A 23,096-nucleotide genomic window follows, 5' to 3' on the forward strand; every position below is an offset into this window, starting at 1 on the left:
ACCTACAGGCGTTGAGAAACGTTTTTGATGCGGCAACGCAGATAGTTTTTCAACGGCCTGCTAAAAAGCTTCTCTGTTTTCTCAATGAATAGAGAAGCTTTCGATTCATTCAATAGACTCTCTTCATTGAGTTCATAACAATTGCTGGATTTACCTTTATGCGAACCGGCAATTTCTTCTTTTAGAAACTCCATGGATTCTGAAAAAATCCGGAAAGCACTGCAACAAAGCATTCATAAAAAATTCATTTTGCTGACATCAGTATTTAACGTCAGGGCGATAGAGTAGCAGCGACGAATGCAGTTTATTCGGTTTATCGTCCCGAAGCTTATCGAATGTAATCCTCAGTTCCTATGGAGAACCACATGAAAAAATCGATGTTAACGCTACCTATTTGCGCTGCTTTAACCACCATTGTCTATGCTGATGCGGTATATATCAACGGTCCTATGAAGTTCAAGCCCATCGCTGCTTCCGCCTACGAGCAAACGACGAACGATCCACTCATTTTGAATAGCAAACCTTGGGTGATTCCGGCAGGCTTTACTCAGTACATTATTTCTGATGAGAGTAATTTGGATATTTATCCAGATTCTAACGACTGGAATGACATGAATACTGCCAACGAAACCGGAAAGCATGCGGGCAGATATCTCTACCGCACGCATGAAGTGCGCCCAGGTACAGACCCCTACTTGGGTGGGGCGATTTCAATCGTAGATTTAAAAACCGGTGCGGCCGAGATTCTGGCGCAGCGTGCCGATTGGGAAGCCTTGGATGGTCTGGTATGGACGCCCTGGCAAACGTTGCTGTTTGCTGAAGAGACCATCACAGCGCAATTGCTCGATCCTGATGCGCCTAATGCACAGAGCGGCATGTTATATGAATTGAAATTTGCGAAAGATGATCCGACGACTGTCGAGGAAATCAAAGTGCGGCCCATGCTGGGATCACTATCGCACGAAGGTATTGAAGTTGATGAAGAAGGCAATGTGTATGTGATCGATGAAGATAGAAAAGGTGCTATTTATAAATTCGTTCCCAATACCTTTGGCGACTTGAGCAGCGGGCAATTGTATGCGCTACGGGTAAAAAATAGTCAGAAAACCGGGGAAGCCGAATGGGTGGCTTTGGACATGAATCAAGTGCAAATCAATGCCAGAATCGCTGCGCAGGCGGTGAATGCAACTCCTTTCTGTCGTCCGGAAGATTTGGAGCGTATCGGCCGCACACTCTACGCTGCGCTTACCTGTGAAGATGCCACCGATCCTGCCAACATTAACGGTCCCGGGGCGATACTGGCAATTCGCCTGACATCCGTACCGAAGGTGAATTATTTTGTACAGCCCGGCGTGAATGTGCCTGTTGAAGTCAAACCTACCAGCACTACGCCTGGGGTGACCGGCTTCAAGAGCCCGGATAATCTGGCAAAAGGCCCGGATGACAAGCTATGGATTGTTGAGGACAACGATAATAGCGATATCTGGGTGGCTTTACCTGATGAGGATGATGATGGTTACAGCGATGGTGTGCACCTGTTTGCTTCTCTGAAAGATAAAAGTGCGGAAGGGACGGGTATTTATTTCGGCAAGGATCCGCACACTTTGTTCGTAAACGTGCAACATTCCGAAACGGGTAATGACAAAACCATGGCAATTACCCGCAGAGGCATCGAGTCTGAAAAATAATTTCCAGGGGTAGAAGATCATGAAAAACGATAATGTTTTTATCGTTGTAGCGGTAAGTATCTGCTTGACTTTGTTAGGTGCAGTGTATGGCGTTTCATTGTATGCAGTTGATGTAGATTGGGACAGTATTTCGGGCATTATCCTGGGAATTTATCTCTATGTGGCGTATCTCTTGCTCAGTATTATCTGTGGCAAGCCCCAAAATCGGCTGCAGTCTTTTCAAAGAGCAATGCTGCATGGAAAAAATCCAAAGGTATATCGCAACGAGGTATACGAGTATTAACAAGCAACTAATTGTTTGTTAATAAAATATTGTGTGATTAATTAAGATATTCCTGTATTCAAGGAATCTTTTAGGATTCAAACGGTCTTTATAAGTATCTATACTCCCCTTTGTTTGTGTAGATAAACCGCTTAGCCCAAGCACTTCTGTGAGTGGAAGTGTCACAACGATCCAGGGGATCGGGGGCGTGTTGAATTGGGTTTTTTATATTTCGTTTCTACCTCCACTACCGCACCTCCCAGCCAGCGAACTGCTGGCAGCCGTTGGGAGGGCTTCCATCCTTCCAAGCAATATCCGTGTCATCATCTTGTAATACTATCTGATTAAGATTTCATCTGATTTAGGCGCTATTGCCCATTGCTTTTAGGCAGGAGAATTTTAGATGAAACCACACTGTGGTCTTGCATTGTTTACGATTGCTATACTGCTTGTCACCCGCGTAACCTTCGCTGCCGACATTACCGGTGCTGGTGCAACCTTCCCTTATCCGATATACGCCAAATGGGCGAATGCGTATAAAAAAGCAACCGGTACCCGATTGAACTATCAATCCATCGGTTCCGGCGGCGGCATCAAACAAGTCAAAGCCAGAACAGTTGATTTCGGCGCATCTGATAAACCCTTGTCACCGGAAGAACTGCAAAAGAGCGGCCTGACCCAGTTTCCGACAGTCATCGGTGGTGTCGTACCGGTGATCAATCTGGATGGTATTAAAGCAGGTCAGATCCGCTTAACGGGAACAGTTCTGGCCGATATTTTTCTGGGCAAAATCAAGCGTTGGAACGATCCGGCGATTGTCAGCCTGAATAATGGTTTTGAATTGCCGGCCAGTAACATTACGGTAGTGCATCGTGCTGACGGCTCCGGCACCACTTTTTTGTTTACCGATTATTTGAGCAAAGTCAGCCCGGAATGGAAACAGAGAATCGGTTCGGACGCTTCTGTAGCGTGGCCGATTGGTACCGGCGGCAAAGGTAACGAAGGCGTGGCCAATTTCGTGAAACAGATTAAGAACTCAATCGGTTACGTGGAAGCTGCTTACGTTAAGCAAAGCAAAATGAACTACATTCAATTGCAGAACCATGATGGCGCATACGTCATCCCCGCAGAGGAAAGTTTTAGCGCTGCTGCCACCAATACGCAATGGGATAAATCAACTGATTTTTATGAAATTCTTACCAATAAGCCCGGCCAGAACAGTTGGCCGATCACGGGCGCTACTTTTGTCTTGATGCACAAATCCCAGATGAATCCTGCTCAAGCCGCAGAAGTACTGAAATTCTTTGCATGGGCCTATGCCCAAGGCGATGAAATGGCGCTGGAACTGGATTATATTCCGATGCCCGACGATATCGTTAAGTTGATCGAAGATTCCTGGCAAGCAAATATCCAAAGTAAAGATGGCCATGCTATTTATACCGCCAGATAGCAATCAATATGAAAGGTAATTTAGCGTTATGGGCGACTGTCATAGCATGACAACGATAACAGAGTTGGGCTTAGTGCGTTTTCAGTAAACAACACGATGATGTCAAAAGTACATTCTGCAGCAAAATTAAAAAGACAACTGCTATTCGATCGGGTATTCCGTAAAACCACTTGGTTGTTTACTTTGATCGTTTTTACGCTGCTGGCGGCGCTGATTGGTTCATTAATCATTGGCAGTATGCCGGCGATCAAGACTTTCGGTTTCGATTTTCTTTTGAACGCTGAGTGGAACCCTGTTACTGAACAATTCGGCGCACTGGTGCCGATCACGGGCACGTTGATTACTTCAATCATCGCCTTGTCGATCGGTATTCCGATCAGTTTCGGAATTGCGTTGTTTCTCACGGAATTATCTCCGCCGTGGTTACGCCGCACGCTTGGAACGGCCATCGAACTGCTGGCCGGAATTCCCAGTATTATTTACGGCATGTGGGGTTTATTCGTATTTGCGCCTTTGTTTGCAGAAACTTTGCAACCCTGGCTGCAAGATACGCTGGGACATGTACCCGGGATCGGTTTGTTATTTGAAGGCGCTTTTATGGGCATCGGCATCCTGACCGCAGGCATTATTCTGGCTATTATGGTAATTCCTTTTATTGCTGCGGTTATGCGTGATGTGTTCGAGATTGTGCCGCCCATGTTGAAGGAATCAACCTATGCGCTGGGCGCCACCACCTGGGAAGTGATCTGGTATGTGGTTCTTCCTTATACCCGTACCGGTGTTGTCGGCGGAATCATGCTGGGTTTTGGCCGCGCCTTGGGCGAAACCATGGCGGTTACGTTTGTGATCGGCAATGCACATCAATTGCATGCTTCGCTTTTCATGCCGGGAAACAGCATTGCCTCAGCGCTGGCCAATGAATTCACTGAAGCCGATGGCGAATTGTATACCTCAGCCTTGATTGAACTGGGTTTGATTTTATTTTTGATTACTTTCATTGTACTGGCTTGCTCCAAGGTGCTGTTGATGCAACTTAAAAAACGCGAGGGCAGTACTTCCTAGAGCCGCATCATGATACCAATTTATACCCGCCGCCGCATTGTGAATGCCATTAATCTGATCTTTTCCGTACTGGCGATGGGCTTCGGTTTGTTTTGGCTGTTCTGGATCTTATTCACGCTGTTCAATAAAGGGTTGGGCGGCATGAGTGTGGCTTTATTTACGCAGATGACGCCGGCACCCGATGATACCGGTGGCTTGCTTAACGCCATTGCCGGTAGTTTGATGATGGTCACGGTTGCTACTTTGATCGGTACCCCGATCGGCATCATGGCGGGGACTTATTTGGCTGAATTCGGCCAGCGTGGCTGGCTTGCTCCCGCTACCCGCTTCATTAACGATATTTTGCTATCGGCACCGTCCATCGTGATCGGTCTTTTCATTTATACCGTTTATGTCGCCAAGGTAGGCCATTTTTCCGGCTGGGCCGGGGCACTGGCGCTATCGCTGATTGTAATTCCAGTGGTTGTGCGCACGACCGAGGATATGCTGCGACTCGTTCCGGACAGTTTGCGCGAAGCTGCCGCCGCATTGGGCGCACCACAATGGAAAGTTGTTACGCTGGTGACTTGGCGCGCTTCCAGGGCCGGCATGCTGACGGGCATATTGTTAGCTGTTGCGCGTATCAGCGGAGAAACCGCGCCATTACTGTTCACTGCGTTGAATAATCAATTCTGGAGTGCGGACATGAATCGGCCCTTGGCTAATTTGCCGGTCGTTATCTTTCAGTTTGCCATGAGTCCATACGAATACTGGCAGGAATTGGCCTGGAGCGGCGCATTACTCATTACGCTGAGCGTTCTGGGACTGAACATTGCAGCCCGCCTGTGCTTGCGTAAGCACTAATTTCTAAATGATCACCGAGATGAATATAAACCATTTGCAATCCGCTGCTGCCAAAGTGACTCTGCATGATCTGGATTTTTTCTATGCCGGCTATCATGCATTGAAATCCATCAACATGCGTATCCTGGAGAAGAAGATTACCGCCTTTATTGGGCCCTCCGGCTGCGGAAAATCAACGTTGTTGCGCACCCTTAACCGCATGTACCAGCTTTATCCTGACCAACAAGCCAAGGGTGAAATTATGATGGATGGCGTCAATATTCTCGATGCGAAACAGGATTTGAATACGCTGCGGTCAAAAATCGGCATGGTATTTCAGAAACCGACGCCATTCCCAATGTCAATTTTCGATAATGTGGCGTTTGGCGTAAAACTGTATGAAACGTTAAATCGTTGCGAACTGGCGGAGCGGGTGGAATGGGCATTAAATAAGGCGGCACTATGGGAGGAAGTCAAGGATAAGTTGCATCAAAGCGGTACCAGTCTTTCCGGTGGCCAGCAACAGCGCTTGTGCATTGCCCGCACGATCGCAGTGAGACCCGAAGTGGTGTTGCTGGATGAGCCGACTTCAGCGCTGGATCCGATTTCCACTGCGCGCATTGAAGATCTCATCTTCAAACTCAAAGAGGATTACACCATTGTCATTGTTACGCACAATATGCAGCAGGCGGCGCGTGTTTCCGACTATACCGCTTATATGTACTTAGGAGAGCTGATCGAGTTTGACGATACCGATACCATGTTTACTACGCCCAAGCAAAGAGCTACCGAGGATTATATTACCGGCAAATTCGGCTGATAGCAGATTGAAAGCTGGGGCTTAATTTAGCTCGGAGTGTCTGTGTATGCAAATTGAGAAAATGCTAAATCCAGGATTGATGTCATGCTGTTTATCCATGATTAATATGTTTAATCGGGTAGTATCCTAGGAGGAATGTCCTGTTTTTTTGCGTTGTTTTTCCTACGCAATATCAGATAAAGTGGGTATTCAACCCACGCTATTTAATGGTACAGTCGAGGCTGGTAAAAATCGATAAGTTGTGATTTTACCGGTTGTTATAATTCCAGCTTGTCATAAATCTATATGGAATATGGCGGAAAACGGTCCGGGATTGAGCGTAAAACTGTATGAAGTCCATGAGCTGTTGCAAGCTAATGTCGTATCGTAAGAAAGAAGTGAAGTAAGTTTTTATTTGGTTTCTTGAGAAGCTCAGGACGCACGACAACGTTTGAATGACATTCGAGATGAGTACGCTGGACCAGGCGTGTAGTCATCTTATGCAAGTTTTTTAAAGAACAAACTGTGTCGAACTAGCGCTAATCCCTCTAATGGCTAGCAGCAGTGGTGTTTGCGTATTTCCGCACTATTGCGCGGTGAGGCCCGGAGCATAGTGTGCGACATCGCTGATAATCTCGATTAATTAACCTACTGATTACTTTTGAATGAAAGTCAAAAGGATGAAGCCTAACTGAAAAGAAAGGAATTTTTATATGCGAATTGAAAATAGTATTCAATCCAGGATCAGCATCAGTCTCAGCGGCGCAGCTAAACAAATATGTACCGTATCGATTGTATTATTATTTGCCATCGGAATGGTTTTGCCGTGGGGAATGGCGCATGCCGGTGCTGTATTCATTCCACCTGTGGATAATCCGATCAAATGGCATCCCGGTCATTACGTGACACTCGTGAGTCCAGGTCCGAATAACCCCTGGTATATGGAACAAGTGTATAGTGAACTCAAAGAAAATCCAGCACTACAAGGCATAACCATCCGCTACCGATGGTCAGAACTGGAGTCGGCAAAGGGTGTTTATGATTTTTCCGCTATCGACGAACATCTGAAAGAGCTGGCCATCCATAAAAAAAGACTTATCATCTTATTGGAGCTAAGATCATCAGTGGAATATCTGCAAGCAGAACTTGTGCCGGATTACGTGAAAGCAGGCATATTGTATGAAGGGGGGGTATTTCCTTACAGCGGTTCGCGTAGCACGGACATTAAAGGATACAACATCAAGCTGTGGAATCCGCTAGTGCGTGATCGCTTGGCCGCACTGATGCGTGAGTTGGGGAATCGCTTTAATTCTCATCCTTATTTTGAAGGTGTGGGCCTGACAGAGACTTCCATGGGTAAGCCATTAATCACGTTATCCAATGCTGAAATAGATGGCTATTACAAGAATATGATCAGCATCAATCAGCAGATGCGTCAGTACTTTCCAAACACCATGGTATTTCAGTTCATCAATTACCCGCGTCAGCTTATTGAGTCATTCGTGAATAATATGAAAGAAACAGGAATAGCATTGGGTTGTCCGGATGTTTTCCTGGATGAGCCAGGATTGTTTTACGATGCAGCGAAGAATCCGCCGAAAGGTATCTATAGTTACTATCCTGAGCTTTCCGGGCAAATACCCCTGACGATTCAAATAGAGAAAGCAAACTATGAGAATACTCGGTACGATGGGAAAGGTTATCAGCCGACCATTTCTGAACTCCTGGCTTTTGCGCGGCACAAGTTGGATGTCAATTACATTTTCTGGACACGAAGCCCAGACTATTTTTCTGGTGTACTGGAAGTGATGGGCTGGAAGAATCAAACACGTGATGCGGCAGGCGGATTGAATTCAGCTTGCCCCAGCAGTTATTTTGCTTGTGTCGACTAGATTTATTATAGGATAAATGGCAGCTCTACATACGGTCTGGTTGCGGGCACTGCCCCGGCCTTGATGAAATTCATAAGTTAACCGGCGAGAAACCTGGATTAGGATGGAATAGGTTTCTCGCCGCTTTGTTAGTCTGATATATTCCAGCTATTACTTTTGTTTTTCACCGTTACCCAAATTGAAGCGTTCATATCAGTCAGCAAAATCAGATGAAAGAAGAGACCAGATTCTGCAAGTTTTGGCTGGAATGCTGGAGCATCCTCAGCAAATAAAAATTACCACGGGTGCGCTGGCCGCTCAGCTGGGAATTTCAGAATCCTCGATTTATCGCTGCTTTTCCAATAAGTCACAAATGTTTGAGGCGCTGATTGAGTTTATTGAGCAGACATTGTTTGTGCTGATTAACAAGATTTTGCAGGAAGAGCAGTGTGGCGTTAAGCGGATTGAAAATTTACTGCTGTTGCTGTTAGGTTTCTCGCAAAAAAATCCAGGCATGACGCGTATTCTGATTGGCGATGTGCTGGTCAATGAAAATGAGCATTTGCAATTACGCATCAATCAGTTACATGATCGGTTGGAAGTTACTTTAAAACAGGCATTGCGGTTTGCAGCTGGCGAACGTCAAATAAATGCCAATTTGGATGTTGCGGTGCAGGCCAATTTATTCATGTGCTTCGTTATCGGCCGTTGGTATCAGTTTGTCAAAAGCGGATTCAGGCGTGGTCCTTTGGTAAATTGGGAAGTACAGCGGCTGATTTTGTTGCCGCCACAACTTCTTTAAAATCCGGAAACTGATTGCTCATTGGGTTGCAGTGCTTGTAGATGCTGCAGAATGACATACCGGGCAGGCTGGGTCTTTGTGTAACTTGATCGAGCGCCAGTTCATCGTGAGACTGTCCAATAATTGCAGGCGGCCATTCAGGCTTTCTCCGATATTTAACAGAATTTTTAGTGTTTCCGCAGCTTGCATGCAGCCGATAATGCCCACCAATGGCGAGAATACGCCCATGCTTACGCAAGGCATGTCTTCTTGTTCTCCATCGATTGCCGGATATAAACAGTGATAACAGGGACTGTCGGCATGGCGTAAATCGAATACGCTGACTTGGCCGTCAAAACGCACAGCGGCACCGGAAATCAGTGGTTTCTTATGGGTGACGCAGGCTTGATTGACATGGTGGCGTGTGCTGAAGTTATCGCTGGCATCAACGACAGCATCGACTTCTGCGGCGAGTTGTAGCAGTTTTTCCGCGTCAACCTGCTCCTGGATCGTGATGATGTTAATTTCTGGATTGATTCTGTCGAGTGATTGCTTTGCTGATAGGACTTTTGCTACGCCGATTGAATCGCTGTTATGGATAATTTGCCGCTGCAAATTGGTCAGATCGACCTGATCACCATCACAGATGATCAGGTTGCCAACTCCGCTGGCAGCAAGGTACAGTGCTACGGGAGAGCCTAAACCGCCGGCACCGACAATGAGTACGCGAGATTGATTGAGCTTTTCCTGCCCCGCAATATCGATTTGCGGGAGCAGGATATGACGGCTATATCGAAGCAGCTGATTGTCATTCACGATCCTTGAGATCAGCTCTCTGTTTTATCACTCTTTTTCTCGGGTGATGACGTAATGCCCTTAAAGTAGTTCATGGCTTGCGTCAACAAGAGGTCTTCTGCAGAGCCGAATTCAATAGGGGCTTTGTCCTTGTCTTTTTTCTCTTTATTCTTTTTCTCTTTCTTATCGCCGACAGGTTTCAGTGCTGCTTTCTCAGTTTCAGAGGTAGCTTTTTTCTTTTCCGCTTTCTTGCCATTGGATAAGTGACGATTCAGATCTGCTTCACGCAAGCGCTGCTCATCACCGCTGTCCGCTTCATCCAGAATATCCGGCGTAATGCCTTGTGCCTGGATAGATTGACCATTGGGCGTGTAATAGCGTGCCGTAGTGAGTTTAATGGCGGTATTATTTCCTAACGGCAGTATGGTTTGTACCGATCCTTTGCCAAAGGTTTGCGATCCCATTACGATAGAACGTTTATGATCTTGCAGGGCGCCTGCGACAATTTCAGATGCTGAAGCGGAGCCTCCATTCACTAATGTAATCATCGGTACTGTTTTGACCTCGGAAGGAAGCCCTTTCAAGTAATCATCATCCGGTCCACGTAGATAATACTCAGGATTCGCGTGCAACTTCATTTTGGCATCAGCGCTACGTCCTTCGGTGTAAACAACCAATGCATTTTCTGGCAGAAAAGCAGCAGATACGGCAACAGCACCATTGAGTAATCCGCCTGGGTCATTACGCAAGTCCAATATCAATCCTTTCATGGATCCGGTGTTTTCAGCAAACAGTGTTTTAATGGCTTGCGCTAGATTTTCACCGGTTTGCTCTTGAAATTGTGTGATGCGGATATAAGCGTAGCCAGGTTCAATCATTTTTGATTTGACACTCTGGATTTTGATGATGTCGCGTACTAAATTGAAAATCAGTGGCTCTGTTTCGCCTTCTCGCACAATGGTGATCTTTATCGAAGTATTGGGTTTGCCACGCATGAGCTTGATCGCATCGTTCAATGTCATACCTTTGACCACTGTGTCATCCAGTTTGACAATCAGATCGCCGGTTTTGATACCTGCACGAAATGCGGGTGTATCTTCAATCGGCGAAATGACTTTTACCACACCGTCTTCCATGGTGACCTGAATGCCTAGCCCGCCGAATTCACCCTGTGTACCGATTTGCAATTCTTTGTAATCGTCTTTGTCGAGATAGGATGAATGCGGATCCAGTCCGACCAGCATACCATTGATAGCTTCAGTAATGAGTTTTTTGTCTTCTACAGACTCGACGTAATCGCTCTTGATGCGACCGAATACTTGGGCGAATGTGCGCAATTCTTCGATTGGCAGCGGATGAATCGCTTCTATGCTGTCCTTTTTGGCAATCGCAGAGAAATTCAGACTGAGCATCATTCCAGTGATTATGCCGATTAGAATTAGGCCTGTTTTTTTAATTCCGTTACTCATGATGCTATCTCCGCATTAATCGAATTGATGAAGATGACTATTACGATTACTCTATTTTTATCCACGTCAAAGGGTCAAACGGCTTACCTTTATGACGAAGTTCAAAGTATAAACCTGAATCTGCATTACCACCGCTATTTCCTACGATTGCAATTGTATCGCCTCCGCGAACAATACTGCCCACTTGTTTTTGGAGTGTTGCGTTATTACCATAAAGGCTCATATATCCACTGCCATGATCTAAGATGATCAGATTGCCGAAGCCTCTCAACCAGTCCGCAAATACTACTCTTCCTTCAGAAATAGCTTTAACGTCATTACCGATAGACGATTGAATAAACAATCCTTTCCATGTCACGTGTTTACCTGAGCGTTGACCACCAAAGCTATTCATAAGTTTCCCGCGTACTGGTAAATTTAATTTGCCTTTGAGTGATAAAAACGCAATGCCTGTCGTAGAGGCATCGGGAAGCTTGCTGTTAATCGGTGCGTCCCTGGGTTTTTCTTGAACAAGCAGTTTATTGATTTCATTGACTAAGTTGGTTATGCGCTTTTCATCATTCTCCAGCTTGTTAATTTCTTGTTGTTGTTGGGTAATCTGCCCGGATATCTGTGCAAGCATGGCCTGATGCTTACTTCTTTCTTGTTCAAGTTTTTTTCGTTGTGCGAAATATTCGGTTTGAATGGTAGTGATTTCTTCTTTTTTTTGACGGCTGGCTTGAGTCAAAGTTGCTATTTTATATTGATTATCTTGAAGGTTTTTAATACTACCTGAGTAAGCGAGTGAAAGCTGTTTGTAATAATGAATATCCCTGGCGATTTGATTAGGATCTTGTTGTTTCAGCATTAATTGCAGATAGTCTTGCCGTCCTCCTAAGTATTGTCGATAGAGTAGCTGCTCTAACTGCTTGCGTTCTATCTGAATTTCGTTGCCAGTTTGCTGATACTGTGTTTGTAATTGTTTGAAATCCTCATTGGCCTGCCGGTCATGCTCGATGAGTTTGGTCAATCTGTGATTGATCGTGTTGATTGCACGCTCAGTTTCCTGCACTGCATCTGACGTGTTTTGCTTTAGAGTTTCTTTACTTACCAGTTCTTTTTGTAATGACTGGATACGTTCACGTAATGCTTTGAGATTTTCCTGATTATCCGAGAAAGCTGAGAATGGATAAAGAGAAGCCAAAACGCAAATCAGCATTAACTTAAGGTATTGAAAGTAGATAAAATTAAACGTACTGATTTCCAAGAATGACTTTTTCAAGATAATACGTTTGCTTGTGAATAAATGAGCTGATAAGTACTTTAAATTTTTGATTTGCCCTGATTAGCCACAATCTGCATCGCTTCCTGAATTTCTGCTTGGTTTCCCAAGTAATAGTTTTGAATTGGCTGCATGTTGTCATCAAGTTCATAAACCAGTGGAATGCCGGTAGGTATATTGCAGTTTAGAATTTCTTCTTCAGACATGTTATCCAAATACTTTACAAGTGCCCGTAATGAATTACCATGCGCCGCAATGATGACATTTTTACCTGCTTGAACTTGGGGCGCGATGGTTGTATTCCAATAAGGTAAGAATCTTGCTACAGTATCTTTGAGACATTCAGTCAAAGGTATATCGTCGAGAGTTAGATTTTTATAACGAGGGTCAGCGCCTGGGTAACGATCATCATCGGTGGTTAATGCGGGCGGTCTGGTATCATAGCTACGGCGCCAAATCAAGACTTGTTCATCACCATATTTAGCAGCGATTTCAGCTTTATTCAATCCTTGCAGTGCACCATAATGTCGTTCATTTAAGCGCCAAGTGTGCTGAATAGGAATCCACATCTGGTCCATTTCATCAAGCGCTATCCATAGCGTGCGGATAGCGCGCTTCAGAACTGATGTGTAGGCAATATCAAATGTATATCCCTGTTCTTGCAGAAGTCGCCCAGCATTTTTGGCTTCCTGTAGGCCTTTAGGTGTTAAGTCAACATCTGTCCAGCCAGTAAAACGATTTTCTTTATTCCAAGTACTTTCTCCATGTCGTAGGAGAACAATTTTCTTCATAGTTATCTTTTTGTGAAAAAGGGGATGATTATCAAGTAAGTGAGAACCACTGATAGATTGATATTTTATTATATTTTATTGGGGAATGCAGCATCTGACTGATTTTCTGTGCGAATATTTATGGGTAATATACATTTTTGTGGAAAATGATATTGCGGTATAGATGCATATCGTTTTTGTTAAAATGGCGATTCAAATGTCAAATGGTTATGCATTTGTATGCATAATGTTAATATGCGCAGGTTTGGTTGGTGAGATTCATTGGATCTTTATGTATCCTGCGATTTTTCAATTTCGTTTCTGATAAAATTAACATTTAAATAATAGAATAAAAGTATATGGACTTATCATTGTTTCAAGACCATTTTCTTCTTAAGCTGGAGAACTTGTTGTTTGTGATCACAGCTGTGATCAGTGGCTTATTATTATTGTGGCCATTGATATCGCAGCGTGGTATCAAGGAGATAGATACACGCGTTGCTATCCAATTAATCAATCATCAGGACGCATTGGTACTCGATGTGCGCGATGACAGTGAATATGCGGCGGGTCATTTGCCTAACTCCAAGCACATTCCTTCTGAGAAGATAGAAGAGCGTTGGATTGAGATACAAAAATTTAAGGAGAAACCTATTGTAATCATATATCGTAGTGGTATTCGATCAAATCGCGCAAGCCTGTTTCTTAAAAAGAATGGATTTGCTCAGGTATTTAATCTAATGGGAGGAATTGATACCTGGAAACGCGCAAACTTGCCTATCGTCAAACGCTAAAGGAAGCTATGGCCAAGGTTATTATGTACACAACCGGTTTTTGCCCTTATTGCAAGATGGCTGAGAATTTGCTGCGTGCTAAAGGAGTTCAGGATATTGAAAAAATCCGTATTGATCTGGAGCCGGAGCAACGTGCTGAGATGATGGATAAAACAGGCCGTCGTACGGTGCCACAGATTTATATTGGAGAAAAGCATGTTGGTGGCTATGATGATTTAACGCAACTCGATCGTAAGGGTGAGTTGTTGGCGTTGCTTGCATCCTGATCGCATGATTGGAATGAGTGTAGGTTACAGTTATGGTAGGTTAACTTCTTAATTAAACATACTTGGTAGATAAATATGAATGAACAACTGCAACCAGTTTTTGCCATAGAAAAGATTTATGTAAAAGATTTGTCTGTGGAGATTCCTAATGCGCCCAATATTTTTTTGGAGAGAGAGACACCTGAGATTAATATGCAGCTCGGGGGTAAGAATCAGAGTATTGATGACGGATTGTATGAAGTGCTATTAACAGTGACGGTAACCGCCAAAATTAAAGACAAAATCATGTTTTTGGTTGAAGTGCAACAAGCAGGTATTTTTCGTATTCGTAACTTGTCCGATGAAGAGATAGATCCTGTATTGGGGATTGGGTGTCCCAATATTCTTTTTCCATATTTGCGCGAGGTTGTGTCGGATATTGTGACACGAGCTGGTTTCCCTCCCGTAATTCTCAGTCCGGTAAATTTTGAGGCGGTCTATCATCAGAAAAAGGCAGAGACCAATCAGAATTAGAAAAGAACCGAAAAACATATAGAGTAAAGATGTTGATGCAAAAAAGCTTGTTGTATAAGTTATTGAAGTTAAGAAACCGAGCCTGTGGGCTAGTGGCAGGTGCTTTGCTATGTGTGCCTGGCTATATTATGGCCGAGATCGAATATTCTTCGATTGCTGAGAATGCAGTCATTATGTATGACGCGCCGTCTCTTAGAGCGGATAAATTGTATGTGGCGAGTCTATATCTTCCGGTTGAAGTTGTGGTAAACGTTGATGGTTGGGCAAAAGTGCGTGATAGTAGCGGTAGTCTTGCTTGGGTTGAAAAGAAAGCGTTGAGTCAGCAACGTTACGTGGTTGTGACCGTACCGTTGGCTGATATACATCAATCAGCCGATATGAATTCAACGCTAGTTTTTCAAGCGGAAGAGAATATCGTTATGGAGTGGCTGGATTCTGATGCGAAGGGCTGGGTGAAAGTGCGCCATTCTGATGGGCAAACTGGTTATGTCAAAGTCAATCAGGTTTGGGGTTCATGAGAATTGCTGTATTGGGTGCAGGTGCATGGGGTTCGGCATTAGCGATCAGTTTATCGGCGCGTCATCAAATTAGGTTGTGGACGAAGGATCCGAATCATGCAATTGAGATGGATAAGCATCGAATTAATAGAAGCTTTTTACCAGGCTATGCATTGCCAGAATCTTTGCAGATTACAGCGGTACTCGATGAGGCATTAGATGAGGCAGATCTTGCTTTAATCGTTGTGCCTATTGTAGGCCTGCGCGAGACTTTACGCACAATTGTCGCAAGCAAAATTAAAGTACCTGTCATATGGGGATGCAAAGGATTTGAATCAGAATCCTCCAAATTGCCGCATCAAGTAGTTGAAGAAGAATACTCCGACATATTGCCATACTGTGGTGTGTTATCCGGCCCCAGTTTTGCAGAAGAAGTAGCGCAGGGTCTGCCGGCCGCATTAACACTGGCATCCAAGGATATCGATTTCGCCACTAAAATAGCTGCTGAATTACACAGTTCAAGATTGCGTATTTATACTAGCCAGGATGTTATCGGCGTGGAGACGGGGGGAGCGATCAAGAATGTCATCACTATCGCAGCGGGCATCTCTGATGGCATCGGGTTTGGACATAATGCCCGTGCGGCATTGATAACACGCGGATTGATGGAAATTACCCGCTTAGGGCTCGGCTTAGGTGGAAGTATGAAAACTTTCATGGGATTGGCTGGGGTTGGTGATTTAATTCTGACGAGTACCGGGGACTTGTCGCGAAATCGGCAAGTAGGATTGATGCTGGCAGAAGGGAAGTCGTTGCATGATATTTTGAATGAATTAGGGCATGTTGCTGAAGGGGTGCATACGGCAAGATCGGTGTTGCAATTAGGCAATCGATTGCATATTGAAATGCCGATAACACAAGCAGTTTGCAATATCCTTCATGAAGGCGTGCCGGCTCGGGATGCCGTTGAAGTGTTGTTAAATCGTGAACAGAAAACAGAAATTTATTAATACAAAATTAATTCACAAAACTTCAAGTAGTTTGTCGGTTTAATAACTAGTTATTTGTTTTTATGAAATTATATGATTCATATTAATGGTTGGAGCTTACTAAATTAGCGCGATGGCGAAATCAATAATGTAACGGAAACCCTTAATTTGCTTGACCAGGCGTTGACGGCTTGATATAAGAACGTTTGCAGTACTTGCTTGTGATTTAATTACCATTAACTTAGAAGGGGAATTATATGAACAAATCCGAACTTATAGAAGCTATCGCAAAATCAGCTAAAATTTCCAAGGCCTCTGCGGGTAGTGCATTGGATGGGGCATTATCTGCAATAAAAGGAGCGCTTAAAAAGAACGAAAGTGTAACTCTGGTCGGATTTGGGACTTTTAAAGTAGGTACTAGAGCTGCTCGCACAGGCCGTAATCCACGTACAGGTGCTGCCATTAAAATTAAGGCAGCAAAGGTTCCTAAATTCAGTGCTGGTAAAGCACTCAAAGATGCAGTAAACTAGCGGACTTTATGACTGGGTGCTTAGCTCAGCTGGTAGAGCGTCGCCCTTACAAGGCGAATGTCGGCGGTTCGATCCCGTCAGCACCCACCAGTCAAATAATTAGTTCTAGGAGTGGTAGTTCAGTTGGTTAGAATACCGGCCTGTCACGCCGGGGGTCGCGGGTTCGAGTCCCGTCCACTCCGCCAAAAATATCAGTTTACATACAGTAGAAATTCTTCAATCTTATTTTTTTAGTATTCTCAGGTTTTAATTGTGTTTGATTTCGTCAACCGTAAAAAGCGTGTCGTTCAAGTCATTATGGGCTTGGCAGTATTGCCGTTTTTATTTTGGGGCGTTGAATCGTACCGTGATAAGGGTGGCGAAGGCTATGTTGCAATAGTTGACGGCGAAGAGATACCGCGCCGTGAATATGAGCAAGCACTGCGTGATCATCATGAAAGAATGCGTGGCATGTTGGGTGCGAATTTTGACAGTGCAATGCTGGATACTTTCGAAGTAAGAAATTCGGTTTTGGAAAGGCTGATTCAACAACGATTATTAAATCGAGAAGCTGTTAATAATGGGTTTATTGTCCTTGATTCACAGCTAGTAAAGACAATTCGAGATATACCTGCATTTCAGAAAGATAGTAAGTTTTCTAAACAGCAATATGAGGAGTTGTTGCGTGCTCAAGGACTTACTCCGGCAGTATTCGAGTCACGTGTGCGCCAGGAACTCTTACTGCAGCAATTGCTGGATGGCTATAGCGAGAACGGATTTGCACCCAAGTCTGTCGCTGAAAGAGTGAGATATTTAAGTGAGGTGCAGCGTGAAATTAGTCAATTGCAAATTGAGCCAGAGCAATTTTTATCACAAGTAATACCGGTAGAAGCAGATATTGACGCTTACTATGAGAAACATAAAACGGATTTTCATCTACCTGAACGTGCTCGAGTTGAGTATCTGGTTTTATCATTGGATGCGGTAGCTAAGAATGAAACGGTAAGTGATGAAGCAATCAATGCATATTTTACGGAACATGGAGACGAATTCAGTCAACCTGAAGAGCGGAAAGCTAGTCATATTTTGATTAGTGTGCCGGTTGGTGCACCGGAAGATGAAAAACAGATAGCGCGAGAAAAGGCAGAAAATTTATTAGAGCAAGTTAAACAGAATCCAGAGCAATTTGCAGAGATTGCAAAGGAGCATTCAGATGACTCTGGTTCGGCGGCTTTAGGCGGAGATCTTGGTTTCTTTGGTCGTGGTGTCATGGTGAAATCATTTGAGGATAAGATTTTCTCGATGCAACTGGACGAAATCAGTGATATTGTGGAAACAGATTTTGGCTTGCATGTAATAAAATTAACTGACATTAAGGAAGAAAAACGTTCAACTCTGGAAGACGTGCGAGAGCAAATTGCGGATAAGCTCAAAATACAGATGGCAGGCAGTGTTTTTGGAGAAATTGCTGAAGATTTCGGTAATGTTGTTTATGAGCAAAGCGATAGCCTTCAATCGGCGGCGGAAAAATTTGAGTTAACGATACAACAAAGCGACTGGATTACAAGAAATTCTACAGAACCATCGATTCTTGCTAATGAGAAACTGCTGTCAGCCATTTTTTCAGAAGATACAATTTCTAAGCAGCGTAATACTGAGGCTATAGAAGTAAAGCCCGATACATTTGTGTCGGCTCGTATCATCGAGCATAAACCAGCCACTGCCCAATCACTCATGGTGGTTAAGGATCAAATTGTTGAGAAGCTTAAGATGCAAATGGCTAAAGCCAAGGCGATCGAGGAAGGGGAAGCGAAACTTGCACGTCTGCAAGATGGTGACAATATTGATGTTGAATGGACTGAGGCAAAGCAGATTTCTTATATGCAATCACAAGGGGTGGATCATGAAACCTTGCGCGCAATCTTTAGAGCACAAGTAAATAATCTACCTGCTTATGTAGGCGCAGTAAGCCCAAGTGGTGGATTTAGTCTGATACGAATCAGTAAAGTCACAGAACCGCAATTTACAGAAGAAATGAACCTTAATAATTTTAATAAACAATTGCAGCAGATGATTACTCAAGAAGAAATTTCTTCTTATTTTTCAGTGCTTAGAAAGCAATATGAGGTAAAGGTTAAACAAGATAATTTCTAGGTTTAATTGGTGAGATCAAATGCGACGGTATTGAAGCCAGCGTCTACATAAGTAATTTCTCCGGTAACACCACTGGCTAGGTCGCTGCATAAGAAAGCAGCAACATTACCTACTTCGTCTGTTGTAACGTTACGCCGTAATGGTGAAACTTTTTCGGTATAACCCAGTAATTTTCCGAAATTCCCAATGCCGGCAGCAGCGAGGGTTTTGATAGGTCCAGCAGATATAGCGTTTACACGTATTCCTTTGGGGCCTAGACTGGAAGCCATGAAGCGAACATTGGCTTCCAAGCTGGCTTTAGCCAACCCCATGACATTGTAGTTTGGCATGACCCGTACTGCGCCCAGATAGCTTAACGTCAGAAGTGAAGCGTTTCTGTTTTGCATCAATGGTAGAGCTGCTTTAGCAAGCGCGGAGAAACTGTATGCGCTAATATCGTGTGCAATGCGAAAAGCCTCTCTATTGACGCTTTCCAAGTAATCGCCCGTTAATGCTTCACGTGGTGCAAAAGCAATCGAGTGGATAATGCAATCCAGCCCATCCCAATGTTTCTGCAAGTTCTCAAAGCATCGGGTGATTTCGTTATCACTCGCTACATCACAAGGAAATAGCAAGTTGCTGTCAAATTCAGCGGCTAACTTCTCAACTCGCTCACGTATCTCTTCTCCTTGATAGGTAAACGCTAGCGTTGCTCCTTCGCGTTTCATTGCTTTGGCGATACCGTAAGCGATTGAGCGACTGCTGAGAAGACCGGTAATGAGTACACGTTTGTCCGCGAGAAACCCCATAAAATTTCCTTGTAAAATTTAGAGAATTAACGAATTATAGCTGAAGGACAAGAAAAGTGGCGTTGTGTGAGAGAAGATATATGCGATGCACATTTTTTAAGATAAGCTAATTTCGATGGACTTTATTTATTACAATGAGAAAAGTAGCTAATACATCTTGGTTGTTAATGTTATTGATAGCTTTGCTATCCGCCTGCGGTGAATATGGTTGGAATAATCCATACGCTACAACCGATGCTGGAAAGAATGTTCTTTATAACGTATTTAGTGAGCGCCCCAAGCATCTTGATCCGGTGCAGTCCTATAGTTCCAATGAAATTCAATTTACTGCACAGATTTATGAACCTCCATTGCAATATCATTACTTAAAACGCCCTTTCGCATTAATTCCGGCAACCGCAAAGGAAATTCCTGTCGCAAAGTATTTCGACGCTGAAGGTAATCAGTTGCCGGACAATATGCGTGCCGCCGATATTGCTTATAGTATTTATGAAATTTCAATCAAGCCGGGAATTTTCTTCCAGCCTCATCCGGCGTTTGCAAAGAATGAGCAGGGTGATTGGCTTTATCATAATTTGAGTAATCAAGAGCTGTCATCGATATTTAAGTTATCTGATCTTCCTCAAACGGATACGCGCGAACTGACCGCAGAGGATTATGTATACCAAATTAAGCGCTTGGCACATCCGAGATTGCATTCACCGATCTATGGGCTTATGGCAGACTATATCGTGGGGCTTGCGGATTATGCGCATGTATTAAAACAAGCCGATCAAGAGCGATCTCAAGGACAAACATATCTCGATCTAAGAGACTATCCATTAGAGGGAGTGCAAGTAGTCGATACTTATACCTACCATATAAAAATAAAAGGTAAATATCCACAATTTCTTTATTGGCTGGCCATGCCTTTTTTTGCGCCAATTCCCTGGGAAGCTGATCTGTTTTATTCTCAGAAGGGATTAATACAGAGAAATATTGCACTGGATTGGTATCCGATTGGTACGGGCCCTTATATGCTCACTGAAAATAATCCCAATCTGAGAATGATGTTGGAAAAGAATCCCAATTTTCATGGTGAATACTATCCAATGGAGGGTATGCCGGGCGATGAAGAAAATGGTTTGTTGATTGATGCGGGTAAGGAATTGCCATTTATCGACAAAATTATTTTTACCCGGGAAAAAGAAAGTATTCCGCGGTGGAATAAGTTCTTGCAGGGCTATTATGATGCTACCGGAATTGGTTCAGATAGTTTTGATCAAGCCGTGCAGTTGGTCGGCCAAGGGGAGGCGACTGTAACGGAAGAAATGGCGGCACAGGGAATCAGGTTGGAGACGACTGTGGCGGTATCGACTTATTATATGGGTTTTAATATGTTGGATCCGATTGTCGGCGGAAGTAATGAGCGTCAACGTGAGTCGGCTAGAAAGTTGCGACAGGCAATTTCAATCGCTGTGGATTACGAAGAGTTTATTTCAATTTTTGCAAATGGTCGCGGCTTGCCGGCACAAAGCCCTATTGCACCGGGTATCGCGGGCTATCGCGATGGAGCAGAAGGTATTAACTCAGTAGTATATGATTGGATCAATGGTCAACCGCAGCGCAAATCAATTCAAGTGGCAAAAGCTTTGTTGGCGGAAGCGGGCTATCCCAATGGAATAGATCAGAGGACAGGCGCGCCCTTGGTTCTGCATTTTGACGTAACCGCACGTAGTTCAGAAGATAGATCTAAGCTCGACTGGATGCGTAAACAATTCCAGAAATTAAATATACAGTTGATTGTTAGAAGTACGGATTACAATCGCTTTCAAGATAAAATCCGCAAAGGCAATGCGCAGATTTTTGAATGGGGTTGGAACGCAGATTACCCCGATCCGGAAAATTTTCTGTTTTTACTGTATGGACCACAACGTAAAGTAGGTAATAATGGTGAGAATGCCGCCAACTATGACAATGCAGAATATAACCAATTATTTGAGCAGATGAAAAATATGGAAGATGGGCCGGAGCGGCAACAAAGAATTGATCGTATGTTGGAGATATTACGATACGATGCCCCTTGGTTGTGGGGCTATCATCCAAGAGATTATGGGCTGTACCATTCCTGGTACCAAAATGTGAAACCGAACAGAATATCCAATAATAACGTAAAGTATTTTAAAATTGATGCAAACCTAAGGGAGCAAAAGCGCCGCGACTGGAATAGGCCTGTATTATGGCCAATGGCATTGACGGTAGTTATGCTGATAATCAGTTTTATTCCGGCAGTAATGATGTTTCGTCGTCGTGAAAGCAGTGCTGCGGTTAGCGGTGCGACATCATCTTAAAGTGGTGAATAGCAACGATGCTTAGCTATATTCTTCGGCGTATTTTGTATGCAATACCGATTCTTATTGGTGTTAATCTGATTACGTTCACTTTGTTTTTTGTGGTGAACACGCCAGACGACATGGCACGAATGCAATTGGGCATTAAATATGTCACGCCTGAGGCCATCGAAAAATGGAAAATTGAGCGAGGTTACGATAAGCCATTACTTTTGAATGATAAAGAAGAGAAATGGAGAAAGCTAACTGAGACAATCTTTTTTGAGAAATCAGTGGCGATGTTTGTATTCAATTTTGGACAAGCAGATGATGGGCGGGATATTGCGCAAGAGATCAAGTCACGCATGGTGCCCAGTTTAGCAATTGCACTACCCGTATTTGTCTTGGGATTAATTGTATATATCACTTGTGCATTATTGATGGTTTTTTTTCGTGCGACTTATATCGATTTCTGGGGAGTGGTATTATGTGTTGTACTAATGTCGATTTCCAGCTTGTTTTATATTATCACCGGGCAATTTCTGATGAGTAAGCTATGGCATTTGGTACCTATTTCAGGTTATGGTAATGGGTTGAGTGCCGGAAAGTTTTTGCTATTACCCGTTATCATAGGTATAGTGAGCAGCGCTGGATCAAGTACTCGTTGGTATCGCACAATTTTTCTGGAAGAGATGAATAAAGAATATGTGCGTACAGCCAGAGCAAAGGGACTGTCTGAACGCACTGTTTTATTTAAGCATGTGCTAAAGAATGCAATGATTCCGATTTTAACAGGTGCAGTTGTGGTGGTACCTTTATTGTTTTTGGGCAGTCTGCTAGTTGAGTCTTTTTTTGGTATACCGGGACTCGGAAGTTATACTATTGATGCAATCAATTCACAGGATTTCGCGATTGTAAGAGCGATGGTTTTTTTGGGTTCAATGCTTTATATAGTTGGTTTAATCCTGACAGATATATCTTATACGGTTGTTGATCCAAGAATTCGATTATCATAATGATGATACGACCCTCGAATACTTATATAAAGTTTGCGGCAAATAAAGCAATCGAGCTATGGAATGTGGAGAAGAGTAGCTTGATTATAAGCTTTACGTCACTTTCAATCTAAAACTAGATTGACTTATAAGTGCAATGTATTCATAATCGCAAGTTTCGTTTGGAGGGGTTCCCGAGCGGTCAAAGGGATCAGACTGTAAATCTGACGGCTCTGCCTTCGAAGGTTCGAA

The 23,096-nt window shown here is 43.7% G+C and carries 23 protein-coding genes and 2 tRNA genes; 19 read left to right on the forward strand and 6 right to left on the reverse strand.

Features of this window, described 5'->3' with window-relative positions; genetic code table 11:
• Positions 1-2 precede the first annotated feature (2 nt).
• Positions 3-194, reverse strand: a complete 192-nt coding sequence (locus Q0K92_RS05745; protein WP_297324853.1) for a hypothetical protein — start codon at positions 192-194, stop codon at positions 3-5.
• Between the two features lie 171 nt (positions 195-365).
• Here Q0K92_RS05745 and Q0K92_RS05750 point away from each other — a divergent pair, with 171 nt between their 5' ends.
• The 8 genes from Q0K92_RS05750 to slmA all read left to right on the forward strand — a co-directional run bounded on the left by Q0K92_RS05750 (position 366) and on the right by slmA (position 8,756).
• Complete coding sequence (locus tag Q0K92_RS05750; protein WP_297324854.1) at positions 366-1,688, forward strand: alkaline phosphatase PhoX; 1,323 nt, start codon at positions 366-368, stop codon at positions 1,686-1,688.
• Between the two features lie 19 nt (positions 1,689-1,707).
• Positions 1,708-1,971 carry a hypothetical protein gene (locus Q0K92_RS05755; RefSeq protein WP_297324855.1) on the forward strand — a complete coding sequence of 88 codons (264 nt, stop codon included), beginning with the start codon at positions 1,708-1,710 and terminating at the stop codon, positions 1,969-1,971.
• A gap of 382 nt (positions 1,972-2,353) precedes the next feature.
• Positions 2,354-3,400 (forward strand): phosphate ABC transporter substrate-binding protein PstS, encoded by a 1,047-nt coding sequence (pstS, locus tag Q0K92_RS05760; protein ID WP_297324856.1) that lies wholly within the window; start codon positions 2,354-2,356, stop codon positions 3,398-3,400.
• Between the two features lie 99 nt (positions 3,401-3,499).
• Positions 3,500-4,462, forward strand: coding sequence for a phosphate ABC transporter permease subunit PstC (gene pstC, locus Q0K92_RS05765; RefSeq protein WP_297324857.1), 963 nt, complete (start codon positions 3,500-3,502; stop codon positions 4,460-4,462).
• Positions 4,463-4,471: 9 nt separating this feature from the next.
• On the forward strand, positions 4,472-5,305 hold the full coding sequence (gene pstA / locus Q0K92_RS05770) for a phosphate ABC transporter permease PstA (protein WP_297324858.1): 834 nt from the start codon (positions 4,472-4,474) through the stop codon (positions 5,303-5,305).
• Between the two features lie 19 nt (positions 5,306-5,324).
• Positions 5,325-6,104: a phosphate ABC transporter ATP-binding protein PstB gene (gene pstB / locus Q0K92_RS05775; protein ID WP_366084109.1), complete on the forward strand. Its 780-nt coding sequence runs from the start codon at positions 5,325-5,327 to the stop codon at positions 6,102-6,104.
• 692 nt (positions 6,105-6,796) lie between these two features.
• Positions 6,797-7,975 carry a glycoside hydrolase gene (locus tag Q0K92_RS05780; RefSeq protein WP_297324860.1) on the forward strand — a complete coding sequence of 393 codons (1,179 nt, stop codon included), beginning with the start codon at positions 6,797-6,799 and terminating at the stop codon, positions 7,973-7,975.
• A 178-nt stretch (positions 7,976-8,153) separates the two neighbouring features.
• A complete protein-coding gene (slmA, locus tag Q0K92_RS05785; protein ID WP_297324861.1) occupies positions 8,154-8,756 on the forward strand; it encodes a nucleoid occlusion factor SlmA in 603 nt (200 codons plus the stop codon).
• Between the two features lie 18 nt (positions 8,757-8,774).
• On the opposite strand, the gene moeB is transcribed toward slmA, so the two are convergent.
• The 4 genes from moeB to gpmA are packed head-to-tail and all read right to left on the reverse strand — an operon-like array spanning position 8,775 to position 13,051.
• The gene (moeB, locus tag Q0K92_RS05790) at positions 8,775-9,551 is read right to left on the reverse strand and encodes a molybdopterin-synthase adenylyltransferase MoeB (RefSeq protein ID WP_297324862.1); all 777 of its coding nucleotides are present in this window, start codon (positions 9,549-9,551) and stop codon (positions 8,775-8,777) included.
• Between the two features lie 11 nt (positions 9,552-9,562).
• The gene (locus Q0K92_RS05795; RefSeq protein ID WP_297324863.1) at positions 9,563-10,999 is read right to left on the reverse strand and encodes a S41 family peptidase; all 1,437 of its coding nucleotides are present in this window, start codon (positions 10,997-10,999) and stop codon (positions 9,563-9,565) included.
• A 46-nt stretch (positions 11,000-11,045) separates the two neighbouring features.
• On the reverse strand, positions 11,046-12,260 hold the full coding sequence (locus Q0K92_RS05800) for a peptidoglycan DD-metalloendopeptidase family protein (RefSeq protein WP_297324864.1): 1,215 nt from the start codon (positions 12,258-12,260) through the stop codon (positions 11,046-11,048).
• 41 nt (positions 12,261-12,301) lie between these two features.
• Positions 12,302-13,051, reverse strand: coding sequence for a 2,3-diphosphoglycerate-dependent phosphoglycerate mutase (gene gpmA, locus Q0K92_RS05805; protein ID WP_297324865.1), 750 nt, complete (start codon positions 13,049-13,051; stop codon positions 12,302-12,304).
• Between the two features lie 395 nt (positions 13,052-13,446).
• Here gpmA and Q0K92_RS05810 point away from each other — a divergent pair, with 395 nt between their 5' ends.
• The 9 genes from Q0K92_RS05810 (at position 13,447) to Q0K92_RS05850 (ending at position 18,752) form a co-directional block, all read left to right on the forward strand.
• Positions 13,447-13,824 carry a rhodanese-like domain-containing protein gene (locus tag Q0K92_RS05810; RefSeq protein WP_366084116.1) on the forward strand — a complete coding sequence of 126 codons (378 nt, stop codon included), beginning with the start codon at positions 13,447-13,449 and terminating at the stop codon, positions 13,822-13,824.
• An 8-nt stretch (positions 13,825-13,832) separates the two neighbouring features.
• Positions 13,833-14,090: a glutaredoxin 3 gene (gene grxC, locus Q0K92_RS05815; protein ID WP_297324867.1), complete on the forward strand. Its 258-nt coding sequence runs from the start codon at positions 13,833-13,835 to the stop codon at positions 14,088-14,090.
• Positions 14,091-14,165: 75 nt separating this feature from the next.
• Positions 14,166-14,603, forward strand: a complete 438-nt coding sequence (gene secB / locus Q0K92_RS05820; RefSeq protein ID WP_297324868.1) for a protein-export chaperone SecB — start codon at positions 14,166-14,168, stop codon at positions 14,601-14,603.
• Between the two features lie 29 nt (positions 14,604-14,632).
• On the forward strand, positions 14,633-15,121 hold the full coding sequence (locus Q0K92_RS05825) for an SH3 domain-containing protein (RefSeq protein WP_366084112.1): 489 nt from the start codon (positions 14,633-14,635) through the stop codon (positions 15,119-15,121).
• Positions 15,118-16,110 (forward strand): NAD(P)H-dependent glycerol-3-phosphate dehydrogenase, encoded by a 993-nt coding sequence (locus tag Q0K92_RS05830; RefSeq protein WP_297324869.1) that lies wholly within the window; start codon positions 15,118-15,120, stop codon positions 16,108-16,110. Before Q0K92_RS05825 ends, Q0K92_RS05830 begins: the two co-directional genes overlap by 4 nt.
• Before the next feature lie 236 nt (positions 16,111-16,346).
• Complete coding sequence (locus Q0K92_RS05835) at positions 16,347-16,619, forward strand: HU family DNA-binding protein (RefSeq protein WP_110340527.1); 273 nt, start codon at positions 16,347-16,349, stop codon at positions 16,617-16,619.
• A 14-nt stretch (positions 16,620-16,633) separates the two neighbouring features.
• Positions 16,634-16,709, forward strand: a tRNA-Val gene (locus tag Q0K92_RS05840).
• A gap of 18 nt (positions 16,710-16,727) precedes the next feature.
• Positions 16,728-16,804, forward strand: a tRNA-Asp gene (locus Q0K92_RS05845).
• Between the two features lie 67 nt (positions 16,805-16,871).
• Positions 16,872-18,752, forward strand: a complete 1,881-nt coding sequence (locus tag Q0K92_RS05850) for a SurA N-terminal domain-containing protein (protein WP_297324870.1) — start codon at positions 16,872-16,874, stop codon at positions 18,750-18,752.
• 2 nt (positions 18,753-18,754) lie between these two features.
• On the opposite strand, the gene fabI is transcribed toward Q0K92_RS05850, so the two are convergent.
• Complete coding sequence (fabI, locus tag Q0K92_RS05855) at positions 18,755-19,540, reverse strand: enoyl-ACP reductase FabI (protein WP_297324871.1); 786 nt, start codon at positions 19,538-19,540, stop codon at positions 18,755-18,757.
• Positions 19,541-19,674: 134 nt separating this feature from the next.
• On the opposite strand from fabI, the gene Q0K92_RS05860 reads away from it, so the two are divergent.
• Both Q0K92_RS05860 and Q0K92_RS05865 read left to right on the forward strand, forming a co-directional pair.
• Positions 19,675-21,870: an ABC transporter substrate-binding protein gene (locus Q0K92_RS05860; RefSeq protein ID WP_297324872.1), complete on the forward strand. Its 2,196-nt coding sequence runs from the start codon at positions 19,675-19,677 to the stop codon at positions 21,868-21,870.
• Between the two features lie 17 nt (positions 21,871-21,887).
• On the forward strand, positions 21,888-22,865 hold the full coding sequence (locus Q0K92_RS05865) for an ABC transporter permease (protein ID WP_297324873.1): 978 nt from the start codon (positions 21,888-21,890) through the stop codon (positions 22,863-22,865).
• The last annotated feature ends 231 nt before the right edge of the window (positions 22,866-23,096 follow it).

It is taken from the genome of Nitrosomonas sp. (assembly GCF_024282095.1).
GTDB lineage: Bacteria > Pseudomonadota > Gammaproteobacteria > Burkholderiales > Nitrosomonadaceae > Nitrosomonas.

Coding starts and splice junctions, on each gene's coding strand:
- Q0K92_RS05780 (WP_297324860.1), top strand. CDS start 6,797: ATGCGAATTGAAAATAGTATTCAATCCAGGATCAGCATCAGTCTCAGC.
- Q0K92_RS05755 (WP_297324855.1), top strand. CDS start 1,708: ATGAAAAACGATAATGTTTTTATCGTTGTAGCGGTAAGTATCTGCTTG.
- Q0K92_RS05795 (WP_297324863.1), bottom strand. CDS start 10,999: ATGAGTAACGGAATTAAAAAAACAGGCCTAATTCTAATCGGCATAATC.
- Q0K92_RS05835 (WP_110340527.1), top strand. CDS start 16,347: ATGAACAAATCCGAACTTATAGAAGCTATCGCAAAATCAGCTAAAATT.
- Q0K92_RS05830 (WP_297324869.1), top strand. CDS start 15,118: ATGAGAATTGCTGTATTGGGTGCAGGTGCATGGGGTTCGGCATTAGCG.
- gpmA (WP_297324865.1), bottom strand. CDS start 13,051: ATGAAGAAAATTGTTCTCCTACGACATGGAGAAAGTACTTGGAATAAA.
- pstB (WP_366084109.1), top strand. CDS start 5,325: ATGAATATAAACCATTTGCAATCCGCTGCTGCCAAAGTGACTCTGCAT.
- Q0K92_RS05745 (WP_297324853.1), bottom strand. CDS start 194: ATGGAGTTTCTAAAAGAAGAAATTGCCGGTTCGCATAAAGGTAAATCC.
- Q0K92_RS05865 (WP_297324873.1), top strand. CDS start 21,888: ATGCTTAGCTATATTCTTCGGCGTATTTTGTATGCAATACCGATTCTT.
- pstA (WP_297324858.1), top strand. CDS start 4,472: ATGATACCAATTTATACCCGCCGCCGCATTGTGAATGCCATTAATCTG.
- fabI (WP_297324871.1), bottom strand. CDS start 19,540: ATGGGGTTTCTCGCGGACAAACGTGTACTCATTACCGGTCTTCTCAGC.
- Q0K92_RS05750 (WP_297324854.1), top strand. CDS start 366: ATGAAAAAATCGATGTTAACGCTACCTATTTGCGCTGCTTTAACCACC.
- pstC (WP_297324857.1), top strand. CDS start 3,500: ATGTCAAAAGTACATTCTGCAGCAAAATTAAAAAGACAACTGCTATTC.
- Q0K92_RS05825 (WP_366084112.1), top strand. CDS start 14,633: ATGTTGATGCAAAAAAGCTTGTTGTATAAGTTATTGAAGTTAAGAAAC.
- grxC (WP_297324867.1), top strand. CDS start 13,833: ATGGCCAAGGTTATTATGTACACAACCGGTTTTTGCCCTTATTGCAAG.
- Q0K92_RS05860 (WP_297324872.1), top strand. CDS start 19,675: ATGAGAAAAGTAGCTAATACATCTTGGTTGTTAATGTTATTGATAGCT.
- secB (WP_297324868.1), top strand. CDS start 14,166: ATGAATGAACAACTGCAACCAGTTTTTGCCATAGAAAAGATTTATGTA.
- pstS (WP_297324856.1), top strand. CDS start 2,354: ATGAAACCACACTGTGGTCTTGCATTGTTTACGATTGCTATACTGCTT.